17 protein-coding genes are annotated in these 16,360 nt (G+C 38.8%); 1 reads left to right on the top strand and 16 read right to left on the bottom strand.

Annotation, left to right across the window (positions count from 1 at the left end):
- Nucleotide 1 precedes the first annotated feature (1 nt).
- From UFO1_RS23170 to UFO1_RS23120, 11 genes are all read right to left on the bottom strand, one after another.
- Nucleotides 2-964 (bottom strand): permease, encoded by a 963-nt coding sequence (locus UFO1_RS23170; protein ID WP_236639288.1) that lies wholly within the window; start codon nt 962-964, stop codon nt 2-4.
- A gap of 498 nt (nt 965-1,462) precedes the next feature.
- Nucleotides 1,463-3,181 (bottom strand): tetratricopeptide repeat protein, encoded by a 1,719-nt coding sequence (locus tag UFO1_RS23165; protein WP_038674559.1) that lies wholly within the window; start codon nt 3,179-3,181, stop codon nt 1,463-1,465.
- Between the two features lie 254 nt (nt 3,182-3,435).
- On the bottom strand, nt 3,436-3,777 hold the full coding sequence (locus UFO1_RS23160) for an OmpH family outer membrane protein (RefSeq protein ID WP_051789064.1): 342 nt from the start codon (nt 3,775-3,777) through the stop codon (nt 3,436-3,438).
- A gap of 24 nt (nt 3,778-3,801) precedes the next feature.
- A complete protein-coding gene (locus UFO1_RS23155; RefSeq protein ID WP_038674557.1) occupies nt 3,802-4,317 on the bottom strand; it encodes a hypothetical protein in 516 nt (171 codons plus the stop codon).
- A gap of 26 nt (nt 4,318-4,343) precedes the next feature.
- Nucleotides 4,344-5,081 (bottom strand): hypothetical protein, encoded by a 738-nt coding sequence (locus tag UFO1_RS23150; protein WP_144390917.1) that lies wholly within the window; start codon nt 5,079-5,081, stop codon nt 4,344-4,346.
- 489 nt (nt 5,082-5,570) lie between these two features.
- Nucleotides 5,571-6,233 (bottom strand): tRNA synthetase subunit beta, encoded by a 663-nt coding sequence (locus tag UFO1_RS23145; protein WP_038674554.1) that lies wholly within the window; start codon nt 6,231-6,233, stop codon nt 5,571-5,573.
- 79 nt (nt 6,234-6,312) lie between these two features.
- Nucleotides 6,313-7,170: an AraC family transcriptional regulator gene (locus UFO1_RS23140; protein ID WP_038674552.1), complete on the bottom strand. Its 858-nt coding sequence runs from the start codon at nt 7,168-7,170 to the stop codon at nt 6,313-6,315.
- Between the two features lie 295 nt (nt 7,171-7,465).
- The gene (locus UFO1_RS26275; protein ID WP_236639453.1) at nt 7,466-7,957 is read right to left on the bottom strand and encodes a methyl-accepting chemotaxis protein; all 492 of its coding nucleotides are present in this window, start codon (nt 7,955-7,957) and stop codon (nt 7,466-7,468) included.
- Between the two features lie 478 nt (nt 7,958-8,435).
- Complete coding sequence (locus tag UFO1_RS23130) at nt 8,436-9,695, bottom strand: MFS transporter (protein ID WP_038674548.1); 1,260 nt, start codon at nt 9,693-9,695, stop codon at nt 8,436-8,438.
- A 230-nt stretch (nt 9,696-9,925) separates the two neighbouring features.
- Nucleotides 9,926-11,191 (bottom strand): serine dehydratase subunit alpha family protein, encoded by a 1,266-nt coding sequence (locus UFO1_RS23125; RefSeq protein WP_038674546.1) that lies wholly within the window; start codon nt 11,189-11,191, stop codon nt 9,926-9,928.
- A gap of 23 nt (nt 11,192-11,214) precedes the next feature.
- On the bottom strand, nt 11,215-11,724 hold the full coding sequence (locus UFO1_RS23120) for an L-2-amino-thiazoline-4-carboxylic acid hydrolase (protein WP_051789063.1): 510 nt from the start codon (nt 11,722-11,724) through the stop codon (nt 11,215-11,217).
- A 205-nt stretch (nt 11,725-11,929) separates the two neighbouring features.
- Here UFO1_RS23120 and UFO1_RS23115 point away from each other — a divergent pair, with 205 nt between their 5' ends.
- On the top strand, nt 11,930-12,478 hold the full coding sequence (locus UFO1_RS23115) for a helix-turn-helix domain-containing protein (RefSeq protein WP_038674545.1): 549 nt from the start codon (nt 11,930-11,932) through the stop codon (nt 12,476-12,478).
- 445 nt (nt 12,479-12,923) lie between these two features.
- Here the strand turns inward: UFO1_RS23115 and UFO1_RS23110 are convergent, their stop codons facing one another.
- The 5 genes from UFO1_RS23110 to UFO1_RS23090 form a co-directional block, all read right to left on the bottom strand.
- Nucleotides 12,924-13,151 carry a CDGSH iron-sulfur domain-containing protein gene (locus tag UFO1_RS23110; protein WP_038674543.1) on the bottom strand — a complete coding sequence of 76 codons (228 nt, stop codon included), beginning with the start codon at nt 13,149-13,151 and terminating at the stop codon, nt 12,924-12,926.
- Nucleotides 13,152-13,252: 101 nt separating this feature from the next.
- Nucleotides 13,253-13,951 (bottom strand): pirin family protein, encoded by a 699-nt coding sequence (locus UFO1_RS23105; RefSeq protein ID WP_038674541.1) that lies wholly within the window; start codon nt 13,949-13,951, stop codon nt 13,253-13,255.
- A 199-nt stretch (nt 13,952-14,150) separates the two neighbouring features.
- Complete coding sequence (locus UFO1_RS25605; RefSeq protein WP_256380556.1) at nt 14,151-14,492, bottom strand: nitroreductase family protein; 342 nt, start codon at nt 14,490-14,492, stop codon at nt 14,151-14,153.
- 399 nt (nt 14,493-14,891) lie between these two features.
- Nucleotides 14,892-15,650, bottom strand: a complete 759-nt coding sequence (locus UFO1_RS23095) for a hypothetical protein (protein ID WP_038674539.1) — start codon at nt 15,648-15,650, stop codon at nt 14,892-14,894.
- Complete coding sequence (locus UFO1_RS23090; protein ID WP_038674537.1) at nt 15,635-16,207, bottom strand: hypothetical protein; 573 nt, start codon at nt 16,205-16,207, stop codon at nt 15,635-15,637. The genes UFO1_RS23095 and UFO1_RS23090 overlap by 16 nt, the downstream gene beginning before the upstream one ends.
- Nucleotides 16,208-16,360 lie beyond the last annotated feature (153 nt).

Below are 16,360 nucleotides of genomic sequence, written 5' to 3'. Positions count from 1 at the left end.
TCTATAATATATTAATCAATAGATATGTTTCTAATACGCATAATAACGAAACTATCGCCACCAAGAAAATCACGAACCGTAAACGAAAAGTATGTAAAAGCATTAACGTATTCTTTATATCTATCATTGGACCGAAAACCATAAAAGCAACAAGTGATCCAGTCGTAAAACTAGTGCTAAATGATGAAGCAATAAATGCATCGGCAGAGGAACAGACCGAAATTGCAAATGCAAATAACATCATTACGATGATTGATAGTAGTGGTTCATGACCAATATTCAGAAGAAGTCCTCGAGGTATAAAGGTCTGTACAGCCGCACCTATAAATGATCCAAGTATTAAATACTTTCCCATTTCAAAAAACTCATTACACGCATCATCTAGAACATTCAAGAATTTTTCGCGCAACAGCACTTTATGTTCACTATGCGAATGACATGTACAACCGCAACTATGATTATGGCTATGTTCCATATCTTTTAACTCCGTACCTTTAAACAACTTACTGATTAACCATCCTGTGGTAAAGGCTATTAAAAAAGCAACACTTATCCTAGTTAAGGCCATTTCACTGCTATTAAAAGCATATGTCGTAGCAGTAGCTACTACTGGATTAATAATAGGGGCAGAAAGCATAAATGCCACTGCAGAATATAACGGTACACCCTTCATTACTAACCGTCTAACAATTGGTACCATTCCACAATCACATGCTGGAAAAATCATTCCCAAAAAACACGCTAGCATAATGCTATATGTTTTATTTTTAGGCAACACTCTACGAATCAATTCCTCGGAAACGAAATTATGTAATAATGACGAAACGATTACACTGATTAAAATAAAAGGCAATGCTTCAATAATGATTCCTAAGAATATTGTTTTAAAGTTAAGAATAATTTTCCACGTGATTAAGTCTACATCGTTTTGTATATACTCTAAAACTAAACTGGAAATATCCAAACTAATCCTCCTAGCCTTTATGTTTAAAATCCCACTCATTCATAAGAGTGGGATCTTATTGCTATTAAATAGTCACTGTATAACTATAGAATCTCTTACATAGTTTTTTAAAAAAATATTCATTCATGAATAAGAATGTTCTTATTTACAAATTGTAATCTATTAATCAAAAACTCGCAATCTTTTTAGTATCAAAAATGACAGGCGTCTTAAAAACGAGCTGTGACCTTGCAAATCCACCCATTTTAATTTTGCCTCCATTAAAAACTGGACGGTCAAGATGAGGGACAAGCTTCCTGTCCCTTGTCCCGTATAAAAGCAGTTGGCATATTGCCGAAAAAATATGGTCAATATAGTGCAAGTTAACGACAGGCTACAGGCACTATATGCCTCAAATTCCTTATAAAATTAAAAAGATCCTCGGCAATACTACATTCGTATTGCCGAGGATTTTTTTATGGAGTTGATTCATTCAATTTATTAGTAATCAATTGAATACTACATCCACTCTTTATAGCTATTCCATTCTCCGCTCAACCTAGATTCAGCTTTTGCTTTCCACTTATCTAGTAAGCCGTATTTTAGTGCTTCTTGATAATATGTAGCAGCTTCCTCTTGCTGTTCAGTTAATTCAAGAGCTTGTGCCAAATTAAAAAATGTCATATTAAGTGTAGAACTGGCAATTTTCAATTGTAAAGCTTTGCGATAATCGCCTGCAGCAAGATCATATTGCCCGCTTTTCCCATAGGCTGCTCCCCGTTTTTGATAGCCATTGGCAACAATCGGATATATCTCTATCCCCTTACTATAATCAGCAATTGCTAAGTCATATTGCCTCATCTCTTCATAGAGGTTTCCACGCTCAAAATAAACAACTATATCATGAGGGGCATTCCTCAATGCATGTTTGTAATCTTCAAATGCGTCCTCATATCTCCCCATATTCTTTAACAACTTAGCTCGGGAATATAAAGCAAAAGGTATATTTGATTTTTCAAGTTCCACCGCACGATTTAAATCAGCAAGTGCTACGTCATTCTGTTTATGTGCTGCAAATAATTCTCCCCGCTTAATATATGCATTTACATCATTAGGGTTAATTGCTAACGCCTGATTAAAATCAGCAATTGCCAAATCAATTCGTCCTGTTACTCTATAGCACTCTCCACGGCTAACATAAGCACTCCCATGATTGGGATCATTCTTGAGAATACTGCTGTAATCGGCAATCGCTAAATCATATTTTTTTATTTTTTCATAAAGCCGCCCCCGATATTTATAGGCTTCTATACATTTAGGATCCATTTCAATTGCATGATTATAATCAGCCAGTGCTAAATCATTTTTACTATTTTGTTCGTACGTAAGCCCTCTGGTATAGTATGCCACCGGATCGTTTGCTGCGGGTGTTGACTCGACGAGCTTACTTTTTTCCCATCTTCCTTGCCCAATAATTTTACCAGCACTATCATATAAGGTCCCATCACCTGTAATCTCCCCTTCTACAAAATCACCGATGTAGACCTTACCATTAGGAAAGATAAGTTTTCCTTTTCCGTGCTTATTATTGTTCAAAAACTCCCCTTCGTAAATAGTTCCGTCAGTTGTTTTTAAAATACCCCTTCCATTCATACCATTTCGATTGAAGCCACCTTCATAAGAACCATTGGCAAAATTCATTTTGGCTGAAATGACTTGCCCGTTAGCACATTTAATTTCTATCGTACTATTTTCATCTGGCATTGATATTAGACCAGAACTTATTTTGTTATTCTCCATATTGAATTCCATTTTGATCTTTGCCGATACCAGAGCAAGCTTTCCAGTGAGATTTCCATCAATACAGTTCCACTCAATACTACCCTCATTTGCCCCGAATACTTTACCAATAAAATGCCCTTGCATTTTACCTCGGACAAAGCTTCCCTTATAGAAGCAAGTAACAATACCTTTTTTGTACTCTTTAACAATCCCCTCACCCTGAGCATAACCATTAAGACTTCCTCCCACCCAATCGTAAACAATTCCCTCATCTCCCTCTGGTTTAGAAGTTAAAACCAGTAGTTTTACACCTGAATTTGAATCCATAACCCAGGTTGTGCTGGGAGTAAAGTCTGAAAATAACGGTTTGCCTTCGGCATATGTTGCTCCTGTAAAAACAAGTAGCATAAACAACATCGTGCAGCAGTAACAGGTTATTCTTATAAAAATATTCATTTTCCCTCTCCTAACGATTCAAATATCGAGATACCATCCTGTTTTTTTATTATCTGCCTACAATTGTTATCAATAAACGGCGAATCTTCTTTACCGGTTAATCACTTGCATCTTATCTATAACATCTGAAGTAATATCTATACTATCGGGAGGTAGATTTTCATTATCACTATTTTTATAAATAACAAAATCCAGCTTTTTTTCTTTTACAACTACAATCGCCGCTTGTTTTACACTTTCATCTATCTGCTTTTCTAAATTATCTTTAAGTTCAAGAAACTCCTGGTAAAGTGCATTCTGCCTTTGTTTGAATTGCTCAGCAGTAGATTAGACTCCTCTATTACCAATTGATCAGATAACTCTTTCCCTTTCTGATTAAGCTCATTCTGAAAGGACTTCACTATAGGACTTTCTGACATTATCCTGCTTACGTCCACAAACCCAATAGATTTACTTTGAGAAAGGCTATTTGATGATTTCGTTGGCATTTGTTCTGTTGTCGCTAATGACGTGGCAGCGCTGGAACTGCCAATAAAAACAAATAAAGTCAATATGCAAACTGCTAGCATAATAGCCAAGCACTTTATTTTACTCATATTAGATTAACTCCTTTTTCAATTTTATCGAATGAGAATGATTTCTTTTTCCTTAAAGCGCTCCCGCCACTTTTCGACAGTCTTGGGAATGACTTGCTCACCTTTACTGTTCGTAAAAAATTTGACCTGGTTTCCATCAATGACTGCTGCCCATATTGTACCGTTACCATTAATCATTATAATTGCTTCTTTTATAGTAAATAGTCCCCTTACATTACCTGCAAAAACTTTGGCATTAAATCCATCAAGGTCTTGCTTCGAGGTAATCAGTGCAAAAGACGTTAGAAATTTATCGTAGTCCCTTCCTACTAAAGAAATAAACTCGTTTTCTTCCGCCACGCTTGTAAATATCCCCATAGACTGAAGCGTTTCTCCCTGTTTGACTTCTTCCATTACAAGTTTAGGGGTCACAGAGTCGACTTCGAACTTTTCGTTGTTCTTTGTCACTTGATAACTTTCAGCAGCCCAAGCAGCACTGCCTTGATTTATACCGATAAAAGTCAACCATAGAATTGTCACTATGAGAACTAGCTTTTTCATATGCCATCCCTCCGTAATAAGGAGCGTTACCTTTTGCCTTTTGCTAATGTTGTTAGTCTATCAATCGCTCGCTTGCAAATCCGTCCCGTCATATCGATAGGCTGCTTGCTTTCCGCTTCACGTATGTCTGTCAAATGCCATACCACTTGGGGATTATTATTTGATAACAGCTCAACTTCTACACCCGCATGACCAACTTGAACATCGTGGGCTGGTATTATTTTTATGATAGTAGTCGGATTATCAATTGTTTCCGTAGTCGCATAAGGTAAACCATGTGGCTGTTGATTCCAGCGAGTTACGTAACTGTAATGATGCTCAATTTTTTGTTCCGTACTTTCTGGGATATGCCAAGTAGTATATCCTTGTGAATTGATTTTTAATTTAACTATGGCATCAACGATATTAGGTAAGTTTTTGTCCATAACGTCATTATATTGCCCGTAGTCACTGGCTTTGAGTTCGGTTATGTTTGTTTGAGCCATTTTCCCGATTGTATCCTCCGCTTGCAATAATGGTATGAATCGCAACTTCGATTTTTGATTGCCATTAAAGAATATCTCACTTATTTTATTAATTAGTTTCTGTTTTTCTGATTCATCAAGCTTTACGCTATCACTGAAAGAATATTGAACCAAAATAGTCTTTAACTGCTTAAAATTGTAAGAATGATCAACCCATTCATCCTTTTTCTCTTCAGCGAAAGAGGAATTCGTAAAAGCTAGGCATCCAAGGAAAAAAATCATGAAAAGTAATTTACGCAATTTTTTAGCCTCCCTTTTCATATCACCTAATACCTTTGTATTCCGGACGGATACCAATCGTCTTGCCTTACTCCTCCCCCATATATAATTTCACCATTGCTTACCCCTGAGTAATTTATTCATATGGAACGTGGATTTCGTTATAATTAAAGGGATGGATCTTCTGAATCGCATCTTTCTAATTTTGATTTTTTAATAGTTTTTAGATCACATTCTATAACATCTATCTTTGACGCATTAAACAAAAAGCCTTCCAAATTTATACAATAATTTAAAGGCTTTTTTCGCGGTTATAGTGTACAGTTCCCCCCGATTAATCTTTAATGTTATAAACAAAGAGACTGTTTGCTGATATTGGCAAACAGTCTCTTTATTAGTTACTTATTAACCCCAAATCCGCAACATCTACTACGTATGAACGTTTAGAATTACATTATGTTTCATAATAGGTTGCAATTTGAAATTCCTTATTTTACAGCTCAAAACGCTTTAACTATATACTTCTTGTTGCTCTATTTTGGCATCAGGGGCTGCTAATTTTGCATAAGCGTAGATGTCGGACAAATGACCTAATACTACGTCTTGCGAGATACCTGAAGGGGCATAAACTATAAAAACAACTTTTCGAGTTTCAGTTGTAATTCGCGAACGTGAGTCAGGACCATGTATAACACTTGAGATAATCCCTTCCGTATCTGCAATCATCATATCATCACGTTTCACAATTTGTTCTTTACCATTCATCAGTATATATTTTTCATCCCCCATACCTACATCAAGCTTTAAAGGGAACTTAAGTATCTCATAATCATGCCCCGCAGTTAAAAGGCAATTTTTAAGTTCTGCCATAAACATGGCCTCAACGAGTCCCGTAACATCAGGAATGGACTTGCCTTTAAAGACAATTGATTTCAGCTGCTGCAATACGTGGTACGTCTTAGAGTATCTCTTATAATATGCGTTATAGGCCTTGATTGCCTCATGACCAGATAACTCTTCCTCATTTACAAATTTTTCTCGAAGATTGATTTCTAAATTACGTTTGCACTTCTTAAGCTCTATACACTGCCCGGCAGTAAATACATTGCTGAGAACCATAAATCCCACACAAGCTCCGGGATATGTTTTTCTCCATAATTCCGTTACATACAACTTATAGACATCTCCCTTTTTTAAAGTTTTTTAAAAAACAATAGGAATCCTAACTTTTAATCCATTGCTTTTCTCCATTTTAGACTTTTTTCGGAGAGAATCCTTGTATAAAATTGCTATATTTACTAGGCGTAATCCCGGTAATTTGCTTGAATTGTTTAGAAAAGTGACTTTGATCTACAAATCCTAATTCGTGGGCAACAAAAAGCGGAGAAACGCCCTTAGCTAGAAGCTCCTTGGCTCGCTTAATTTTCACCTGTTTCAGATATAGATGTGGGGGAACTCCAATGCTATCTCCAAAAACACGTATTAAATGAAACGGGCTGAGACCAGAAATAGTAGATAGCTGTTGAATGGAAATATTCTCTTTATAATTATCCTCAATATATTCTCTTGCCCGATTCACTTCTTTTTTCTGTTTACCTACACTTCGCAATAGTAAAGGTTCGTTCGCATGACGTAAAATACACAGAGTAAGCATTGTTAAAAGATATGATTCTTGTTCAATCACGGGCATATCAGACCCTTCCAGCATCAGATGGAAATTTCTTATAAGGGCAGCCAGATAAGCATCTTTTATAATGCCATCACGAAAGAAGGGGATGCCAGTTGCTTTACCAGCGATCTCAAAAGCGGCTTGTTGCAGCAGTTCTGGTTTAAGATAAAACATCCGGTAGGACCAACCTATCTCTGATGCAGCGTGCCCGTCATGAGCTTCTCCAGGAATCACTAAATTGATGTGCCCGGAAGGAGCAATCAGCTTTTCACCTCGATAAAAGAACTCAAGGGCACCACCTTCAATAACGCCAATCCCAAATCCTTCATGGGTGTGTCTTGTAAAAGAGTGGGTAATATATGTGGCACGAAGTAATTCAATGTTATTCAAATGTGGCAGTACCCAAAATTTCACTTCCTCTTGTGGTTTAATCCCACACATTACAATCCTCTCCCAATGAATCTATTTCAATTTATGGCGGATTGATCTACTCTTCATCTATTAGGTTAAGGGATTTCTTCATCATATGAATGAATCCCTTGTAGTAATTTACCTTTTTGAGAAATATATACCACCCTCTTATTTTGTGGAGGTAACTAACTCTTTATTTAAACCCATATAAAACAAAAAAAGCCACGAAATTCATGGCTTCATAAGTAATCGGGACATTCCTGGTAGAGGCAATCCGAACCAGTCCAAATCCACCCATTCTATCTTTATATCTACACGCTTTAGTTCATCGATACCGATTGATAACTAACTCTAATCGCTTTGCTGTACTATTAATCTCCTCAAGAGTAGACATTATTTCCTGGGTAGATGCCGCCTGCTGTTGACTTACTGTCCCAGTTATCTCCGTTGCTTTACCCATTTGCATCACAGCCGTATTCATTTCTTGTAATGTTTTTTGAATTTTTTTCATTGCCTCTTGTGACTGATCAGACAGTTTGCGAACCTCTTCTGCCACTACAGCAAAGCCACGACCATGTTCTCCCGCCCTAGCTGCCTCAATGGCAGCATTTAAACCTAGGAGATTCGTTTGAGCAGCAATGGCTTTTATAAATTCCAATAGTTCGGTAGTCTGACGGGTTTTATCGCTCATTTCCTGAGCCAACTTAATACTATTTTGTCCAGATTCCGCTAGATCAGATGCCCCCTGCGCCACTTGTTCAACATTGTTGGTAGCATAACCAGTGGCCTCTGTCAATTTCTCAACGATATCAATCATATCCATGGTGTTCTGAGCATCTATACCAGAACTTAGCGTACCCACAACCTTACTATTTTGATAGATAGGGACGAAGATTGTTTTAAGTTGACGGCCATAAATCTCTTTCGGTATATCTGCATAATTGGCTTTGCCTGTTTTTATACATTCTTCAATTCGCCCTATGCCCTTAATCGGCTTGCCTACTGGCAAATTAATTTCAAAACCTTTCGCTTGGTGAGATCCTAAATACTCATTTAAATCAGTTAATCCGACTGCCATGTCTTCCCGTGCGATTTGATTCAAATATGGCAATACTAATTTAAATGCCTCTAATATGGGGATTTTTTCATTTTCCTGTTTTTCCATAATAGTAACCATTCCTTTCGTTGTAGTGCACAAAAATGACAAAACGCTGATATTCTAGGAGGGTCTGGTTTACAAATTACGTAGCCCAGACCCTCCTATTGAATATCACTTAAATCTTTGGTAGTTTTAATTAAATTTCAGTCGTTGGTGTAAGATGCACATCAACTTTCTGAGGTAATTTTACTAAAGATACAACTAAAGCGGTGAAGACTAATGCACCACCCATAAAGACGAATGCAGCATTATAACCTGACATGCCAACCAAATATCCAATGATAATCGGAGATAAAATACCACCTATACTACCACCTGCATTCATAACGCCGGTCGCCATACCTACATAACTGCGTTTAACCGATTCCATCGGCATAGCCCATAAGGGACCAAACGCCATACCTACAAGAAAACCTGTGCAAACCAGAAGTCCCATAGCAATATTTTCTGTTGGGGCTGCAACCACACCATAAAGCACTGGCCCAGCTGCTAAATTCACAAGAATTGCCTGGGTTTTGCGGTGGCCGCTAAACACCTTATCGGAAAGCCATCCACCAAATGGTTGGGCAATTCCCAGTGCTAAAAATGGCAATCCCGAGAAGATACCCATTTTCACCAATTCAAAACCACGTGCTTTCACTAAATAACTGGGGAGCCAGGATAATAAACCAAAGAATGCACACATAAATCCGAAATAAGTAAGGGCTAATAAACAGATATTCCGATTTTTCAGTACGCTCATGAGTCCTACACTCGTTTCATCTGACGTTGACTGGGCTATTTCTACTTGTCCATTTTTTATATACTCAAATTCCTCTTTCGAGATAGTAGGATCCTCTTCCGGAGAATTTTTCACCAGAAAATGTAACAAGGGAAGAATTACAAAGCCTAATCCACCAAAAATATAAAAGAGCGCATGCCAGCCCCAGAGACCAATAATAGCCACAGCGATTGACGGTGCAATAGCAGGACCGAAGGAACATGCTGAGGTAAATATTGCATTCGCAGTTGCCCGTTCCTGATTGGGAAACCAATTACTATTTAGCTTGAAGGCGCAAGGAGGCTGAAGACCTTCGCCAATACCAAAGAGAACACGTACGATAAAAAATTGGGAAAATGAACGAGCTACCCCTGTAGCCATTGTCATAATCGACCACCATACTAAGGCGACAAGCAACACTTTTTTTGGCCCGACTTTGTCGCTCAGATAGCCACCTGGTATCTGAAAGATGGTGTATGTAATAAAAAATGCACTAAAAAGATATCCGACTTGTTCTGGGGATAGTGAAAATTCCTTGGAGATGAGGGGCATAGCTACCGACAAATTTACCCGATCGAGAAATGCCACGAAAAATACGATCCATGATACCGCTAAAACTACCCAACGTTTTTTCATATGATCCTTCCTCCTATTAATTGCATTGGTTTAGTTACGTTAAAATTCCAATACCAAAATCCCCTTACATTAAGCACGTATCCCTAGACAAGGTTGACTATTACTCAAATCCATCACTGTTCAAATCCAAAGCAACTACGTCTGACATTGAACTCCCATCTACTTGCATTTTCAATAACATATGTTATATTTATATGCTTTTGGAACACCCTCGTTTTATGATCTGAAAATTACCTTCCAATCATAATATTAAGGATTTCTACATCAGTGGATTTCATGCCATAGCGGCCCATACGGCCGATATTCTGGATTGTATGTTCATAATCTTTTTCCACAAGTCCTTCTCCGAATGGAAAGACCAGATTGCTTTTTGCCATTTCATAGCCCATGATACCCGCATCTACTGCGCTGGAAATTTTTGCTGCGCACGAAGCCTTGGCCCCATCGCACACAATGCCGCCCACATTCCCCAGAGCATTGATGATGGTCTTTCCGATGACATCATAATCCGCACCATTCAGATAAGCAATGCCGCAAGCTGCAGATGCTCCGGCTGATACGGCTCCACAGTAAGCAGACAGGTTTCCAATATAACGTTTCTGATGAAGGGATAAAAGGTTTGTCAGAACAAGAGCCCTATAAAGGGTATCCACATCTGCTCCCATATCTTCAGCATAAACGACAACCGGCATCGTACAGGTGATCCCCTGGTTTCCGCTTCCTGAGTTGATGACTACCGGGAGGGCACAACCATTCATTCTCGCATCAGAGCCTGCCGCCGCTGCCGCTCTTGCCCTGATCCGCACATCATTACCGCCAAGTTTCAGGAAAGTCTGTCCCACCTGGGCCCCCCATTTATTGGTTAAGCCTTCTTCTGATATGGCGGAATTGTACCTAATCTGTCTACCGATGATCTCTCTTACATCATCCAATTTTACTTCATTGGCAAACTGGAGTATGTCCCTAATATTGAGCTTTGACCTATCCCCAGACTTTTGAGTTGCAATATCATTCTGTTCAAATACCAACTGACCATTTTTTTCAATTCTGGCAATGTGATTGTGCTTGCTTCTGACTTCCACAGCTGCCATTTCCTGTCCGGCTGTCAATTCTGCGCGGATGTAAAGATTTTCTTCTCCTTCTTCCAGCTCACAGCTGCAGATTCCCTGGCTGTATAACATTTTGGCCTTATCGATGTCTTCCTGTTTTACCTGGCTGATGACCTGAAGCTCCAGTTCTGTCTTTCCTGCGACAACGCCTAAAATGCCTGCCACTTCGACGCCTTTCTGACCGCCGGAATTAGGTACGACAACGCCCTTAACATTTTTAATTATATTGCCGCTGCAGCGGATAACCATCCGTTCCGGCATCTGTCCAAGGACCTCTCTTGCCTTCGCGGCTGTAAACGCAATGGCAATCGGTTCCGTACAGCCCATAGCTGGAATCAACTCTTCTTTTAATATCCTAACAAAATTATCATATTGAATCTTATCCATGAGCTTTCTCCTATAGCCATTGCTTACTTATTACCCTTTTTAAAAAAAGATACCTGACAAGTCTTGCATCCTTTAGCAATGGTATCTCCCAAGTGGAATCCAAATCCCATGGCCTTAGCAATACGCCTGTCACCATCCATAGCCATGTCGCATAATTTCTCGCAGGTTGCATCATCAAAGCCTAAATCCTGCCATGCTTTCACCAGTGGGCAGTGATGGAATTCCACATCCACTCTTTCCTCAGTTTTTGTCTTGAATTCAAGTTCAAAAGTCTTGACGACATTCGGAGTTAGGAAAGTTTCTGCAAAGCAGGAAACGTTTTCCGGTTCCTGGCATTTGGCTTTGATTTCGGCGCCTTGGACCTTACCAGTTTCAGAAATTGCTTCACGAATGAATTTTTCTGCTTCTTCTGCCTTCCCTGCTTCTCTGGCCTTTGTGTATGTTAAACCGGTCCAGGTTGCACGATGTCCCATTGCACCTCTCTGAATGTCTACTATTGGGTCACCTTTGATACTAATTTTGTTATCAATCATATTCTTTTTCTCCTTTTCTTCTTAATTCTAGCTGTTTAACGAAAATTCAATTAATTTGAATCTAGCTTATTAAAACCCGACATCGCCTCCCTATTTTCACTTTTAATTAAGTATGTTATAATATACAAAAAGTATATTATAACATACAAAAATATGCAATAGCATATTTTTGTATACAATAACGCACAAGAGAGAGGGATCTATTATGTATGATTTGACGCCGATAATCGGAGAAAATCTTGCCAAGCTTCGCCGTAAAAAGAGACTTAGTCTTGATAAACTATCCGAACTTTCGGGAATCAGCAAGGCAATGATTGGACAGATAGAGCGAGGAGAATCAAATCCGACTGTTAATACCCTATGGAAGATTGCTTCCGGGCTTCGCGTATCCTTTGGTAAACTGATTGATACAAATCAACCTGCAACTGAGTTAGTACGGCTAAACGATATTACTCCAATAACAGATACTGACGGAATGACCTTAGTTCCGTTGTTCTCTTTTGATAACGATAAGGGCTTTGAAATATTTTCGATTACCATGGCACCACATTCCGTACATGAAGCCGCCGGTCATGTGGGGGGATCTGAAGAATACGTATTGTCCTTCGAAGGAGATCTCGAGATAACCTTGGAATCGGAGACCTATACGCTGGCTGCAGGTGACGCAATTCGTTTCAAATCTGACCAAACACATACGTATAGAAACCCTTCCGATAAAATCGTGAAGTTTCAAACTATCCTCTATTATTCTTGAGCCATATTGACATAGCTAAATTCATAGTGCAAAGGATAAAAGAAAAAGAGTCTCAGCCCTCGCATTTTGCAAAGGTTGAGGCTCTTTTGCGCCGTTATATGGCTGTTGCATCTTACAAGGGGACGTTGTTTCTGTCTTATCTGTCTAAAGCAGCCGCCTATGCCATCTCACCTTTCAAGGGTGAGATGGCTCTTTTTATTGCATTTATTCAAAAATAAAGGAACCTACCTGTCCCATAGCGCCATAGGACAATACCCCCAAAGCTATCACTATTACCTGCATGTACGAACTTGCAGGGCTATAAGGGCAGGACAGTCAACAAGCACTGCCCTAGGGACACATAAAAAAACAAAGCCTCAACCCCGCATTACGCAAAGGTTGAGGTCATATTACTTAAGCCATCGGGTACACTCTTACCTGAAATCCACAAACCAAAGAGATAGTCCTATCGGCTACAACTGCCATCGCAATAAGGAATATTCGCAGACTTACCACACCCACAAATAGCAACAGTTTTGCCCTTCTCCATTTGAATAATTGCTGGTTCCTTACCAGTTCCTTGGTGGGAGCCGTCGCAGTATGGCGGATTTCCTGTCTTACCGCAGGTGCAAACAGCTTGTGTCTTAGGTTCTTCTGGCAACATATACGGACTCTTCCTATCATACATTCCCATATACAATCACTACTCCTTTCTAGGTTAGTATGTAAATTATAAAAGTTTTCTATGCAAATTAAATTACTTCCGAATGCGTACATGTCAGCGAGACAATTTCGCTAGGCTTTTTTCATTTCGACAATTAGCAAATGGGATGTTTCTAACGCCTTGATAACGAGGGACTCCTCCACGCTCTCTGCAGCATCTTTTGCGTTTAATACCAATCCATTTACGTCAGACGCTCCTTCAATCTGAATCAGATAGACCTGACGATCTACCCCTACATTGAAGTCCATATACAATCCCTTATCCAATTCGAGAGCATAGAGGCTCGCATCGGAGTGAATCTTAACTGAAGCTCCTCCTGCTTTTGGCGACACCATGTGCAATAGACGGTTCTTCCTTAAGTTCCAGTCGAACTTGTAGTCGCCATAATATGGTTCGAGACCTGTTTGATTAGGATTTATCCAAATCTGTAAGAAACGAAGTGGATCGATTCCAAAATTATGTTCGCTATGCACAACGCCTGTTCCCGCACTCATATACTGGATATGTCCGCGCGAAATGTTATTTTTATTACCCATACTATCTTCATGGGTTAGTTCACCATCGATTACGTAAGAAACGATTTCCATATCGCGATGGGGATGCATAGCAAATCCCGTATTTGTCGCGACTAAATCATCATTAACCACCCGTAAAACGCCAAAGTTCATGCGCTCTGGGTTATAGTATTCAGCAAACGAAAAATGAAACAGACTTTTCAACCAACCATGGTTAGCTTTACCATGATTCCCCGATGGATATTTGTTTAACATATATTTCCCTCCCTTATATCTACCTAACAGTTAGATTTCCTCGCATGTTCTACCATTATGCGAAGGCTGTAAAGTTAGTTATTTCTAGAACGGCGTTAAAAGCTATCGTAGGTACAAACTCCCCAATAGGCTTTCTATATCCCCGCATTCTTCGTTTTGATGTGTTCTCTTTCCCCATTGTTATAAGGAGAGCCATTTCCTACTTTTCAGGGATATTAAAAATCCGCCGAACCTCCTCTGGATCAAACCCAATCATGGGACAAGTGTCCCATCCCTCATCTTTTGCGATTAGCATAAACATCATAGCCGAAAGAGAAGCATTTCTTATAGCCTCAGTACGTTGAAACTCTTCACCCCCGCTTTCGTAAAGATTGTTTATGCCTTGAATTGTGCTATCATACTCTAATTTATCCATAATACCTAAACTGAGCATTCCTGAATAAATATTCTCTGCATTTTTGTATGCTAATTTATCGCCTAAGACTAATATAGCAGCAGAAGCACTATGCACCTTGTACTGCTTAAAGGCCGCGTTTTGCAGTTGTTCTTTTTTTCTTCATCCGTAATAACTAAATAAAAAGAATCAACAACCTTCCTTGGGTTGTTGATTCTTTAACTATTTCGAGCACTTTTCGCAGATAGACGTGATACGGTGATGACCTTCCCCCCGATTAATCTTAAACGTTATAATTAAAGAGACTATTTACCGACGTTGGCAAACATTTTAGGATCAATGCACCATTATCTTATAAACGATGAAGATTTCGTGTTGGCAACTGGGTATTAATGAATTGCTACATCAATTGGCGACTGATGTCTTGCAAACAATTAGTACTGTAATAATTTGCTTTCTGACGTAAATAGACTAGAGTCAAAACTTATAAACAGCTCTCTGAATACTAAGTGTCTTTGCATCCTTAGTGCTATGCAATACTATAAATCACCAAGGGATTTCTTTTGCCAGTTCATTATATGCCCGCATAAATTGTTGTTCTGAAATGGTTTTATTCTTAATATAGTCGCTAAAGTGCTTCCAGGAATCCTCTTCATGTAAGACACCGTCTTTGGTCCGAATCTGCGAAAAACTACCGGTTCTGATATGCCTTGATCCGAAGGCACGTAGTGATAAAACCTTTACAAACTTTGGGTTGGGACTCATATTAATTTTAATGGTACGGTAATCATGATTACTATACTGTAATGAAGCCAATGTCTTGGAGGCGATTCGAATCATAAAGTCCAATAACAGCTGATTGGCAATCGGCGTTTCAAAACGACACCACAGGTGATAGCCCCGGCCACTTTTAATACTAACCGTCTCCATGCCGTATTTTCCAAGATGCTGCTGTAAGTAGTCTACGGCAAGCTCTATCTCCGGTATGATCGCATTATTATTGGCTTTAAAGTTATTGTCCAAATTAAAACACAACGTGTTATTTGCCGTATCATCAAAATATAGGCAAACATTATAATCTTGATTTACATGTCCTTGCAGTAATTTCTTTCTGCGGGACTCTGAGACATTGAGCAACCTGTATTTGTGGATAAAATTGCTTTCCATCTGTCCATAATCCAGCGTTACATCATCGGCAATGAGTTCATCGATAAAATCAAAGCCGTACTTCTTATTTTCTATTTTCACTTTATCCTTACGCATGGTTTGATAAAATACGTCTAGCAGCTCTACTCTTGTATCCATTGTTTAATCTCCTCAAATATGGTAAATCCTTTTGCTGCATGGGAAAAAACTGAACTATGCTTGTCCATAATAGGATAATACACCTTAATACCATATTGCTCACCATGAATAATATTTAAAATATCATCATCAATTAAATGGGGTATATCCCATAGTTTACAAAATACAATTTTATTTAGGGCCATAAAAAAATAATCATAGGGAATGTGATTGTCTTGCAGCCACTTTTTCGTACATTCCCCTGTCAAACGCAAATTTCGCTTTGTACAAATAACGACTTTCCAACCATTCTCTTTTAGCCAATGCATAAACTCTACTCCGTCCGGGTTAGCCTGTGCCAAGCCATAACACTGCTCATGTATACGATAACGAAAATCGGAAAACTTACTCGTCAAAAATTTGCTTTCAGGGAAAACATCACGTTTTACCAGATCAAGATATGTATCAAATTCCTCACGAGATAAGCCATAGGAATCATTATATACAAACGTAGCACGCCCTAAGGTATCTGAAAAATTATTCAATACATTGTCAATATCAACAGCTATTACTTTCATACGGTGCACCTCATCTAATAGTACTGGTCATTGTTTTGTTGCCCTATTTATTTAACATTTCTTTATTAATCATCGCAGAAAAACATTAATATAGGATTAATTTTTTATAGGAAATAAATAAATCCGTCTACAGCCTTTTACTTTTGCTAGGCT

This window comes from Pelosinus sp. UFO1, from assembly GCF_000725345.1.
Lineage (GTDB): Bacteria > Bacillota > Negativicutes > DSM-13327 > DSM-13327 > Pelosinus.
The sequence above is the reverse complement of the archived record's forward strand: the minus strand, read 5'-3'. Positions and strand labels throughout refer to the sequence as shown.

What these genes read in the sequence shown, in the direction of transcription:
- UFO1_RS23140 (WP_038674552.1), bottom strand. Translation starts at nt 7,170, where the DNA reads ATGTGTGGGATTAAACCACAAGAGGAAGTGAAATTTTGGGTACTGCCA.
- UFO1_RS23115 (WP_038674545.1), top strand. Translation starts at nt 11,930, where the DNA reads ATGTATGATTTGACGCCGATAATCGGAGAAAATCTTGCCAAGCTTCGC.
- UFO1_RS26275 (WP_236639453.1), bottom strand. Translation starts at nt 7,957, where the DNA reads ATGATTGATATCGTTGAGAAATTGACAGAGGCCACTGGTTATGCTACC.
- UFO1_RS23160 (WP_051789064.1), bottom strand. Translation starts at nt 3,777, where the DNA reads ATGAGTAAAATAAAGTGCTTGGCTATTATGCTAGCAGTTTGCATATTG.
- UFO1_RS23120 (WP_051789063.1), bottom strand. Translation starts at nt 11,724, where the DNA reads ATGATTGATAACAAAATTAGTATCAAAGGTGACCCAATAGTAGACATT.
- UFO1_RS23165 (WP_038674559.1), bottom strand. Translation starts at nt 3,181, where the DNA reads ATGAATATTTTTATAAGAATAACCTGTTACTGCTGCACGATGTTGTTT.
- UFO1_RS23130 (WP_038674548.1), bottom strand. Translation starts at nt 9,695, where the DNA reads ATGAAAAAACGTTGGGTAGTTTTAGCGGTATCATGGATCGTATTTTTC.
- UFO1_RS23125 (WP_038674546.1), bottom strand. Translation starts at nt 11,191, where the DNA reads ATGGATAAGATTCAATATGATAATTTTGTTAGGATATTAAAAGAAGAG.
- UFO1_RS23155 (WP_038674557.1), bottom strand. Translation starts at nt 4,317, where the DNA reads ATGAAAAAGCTAGTTCTCATAGTGACAATTCTATGGTTGACTTTTATC.
- UFO1_RS23095 (WP_038674539.1), bottom strand. Translation starts at nt 15,650, where the DNA reads ATGGATACAAGAGTAGAGCTGCTAGACGTATTTTATCAAACCATGCGT.
- UFO1_RS23090 (WP_038674537.1), bottom strand. Translation starts at nt 16,207, where the DNA reads ATGAAAGTAATAGCTGTTGATATTGACAATGTATTGAATAATTTTTCA.
- UFO1_RS23110 (WP_038674543.1), bottom strand. Translation starts at nt 13,151, where the DNA reads ATGGGAATGTATGATAGGAAGAGTCCGTATATGTTGCCAGAAGAACCT.
- UFO1_RS23105 (WP_038674541.1), bottom strand. Translation starts at nt 13,951, where the DNA reads ATGTTAAACAAATATCCATCGGGGAATCATGGTAAAGCTAACCATGGT.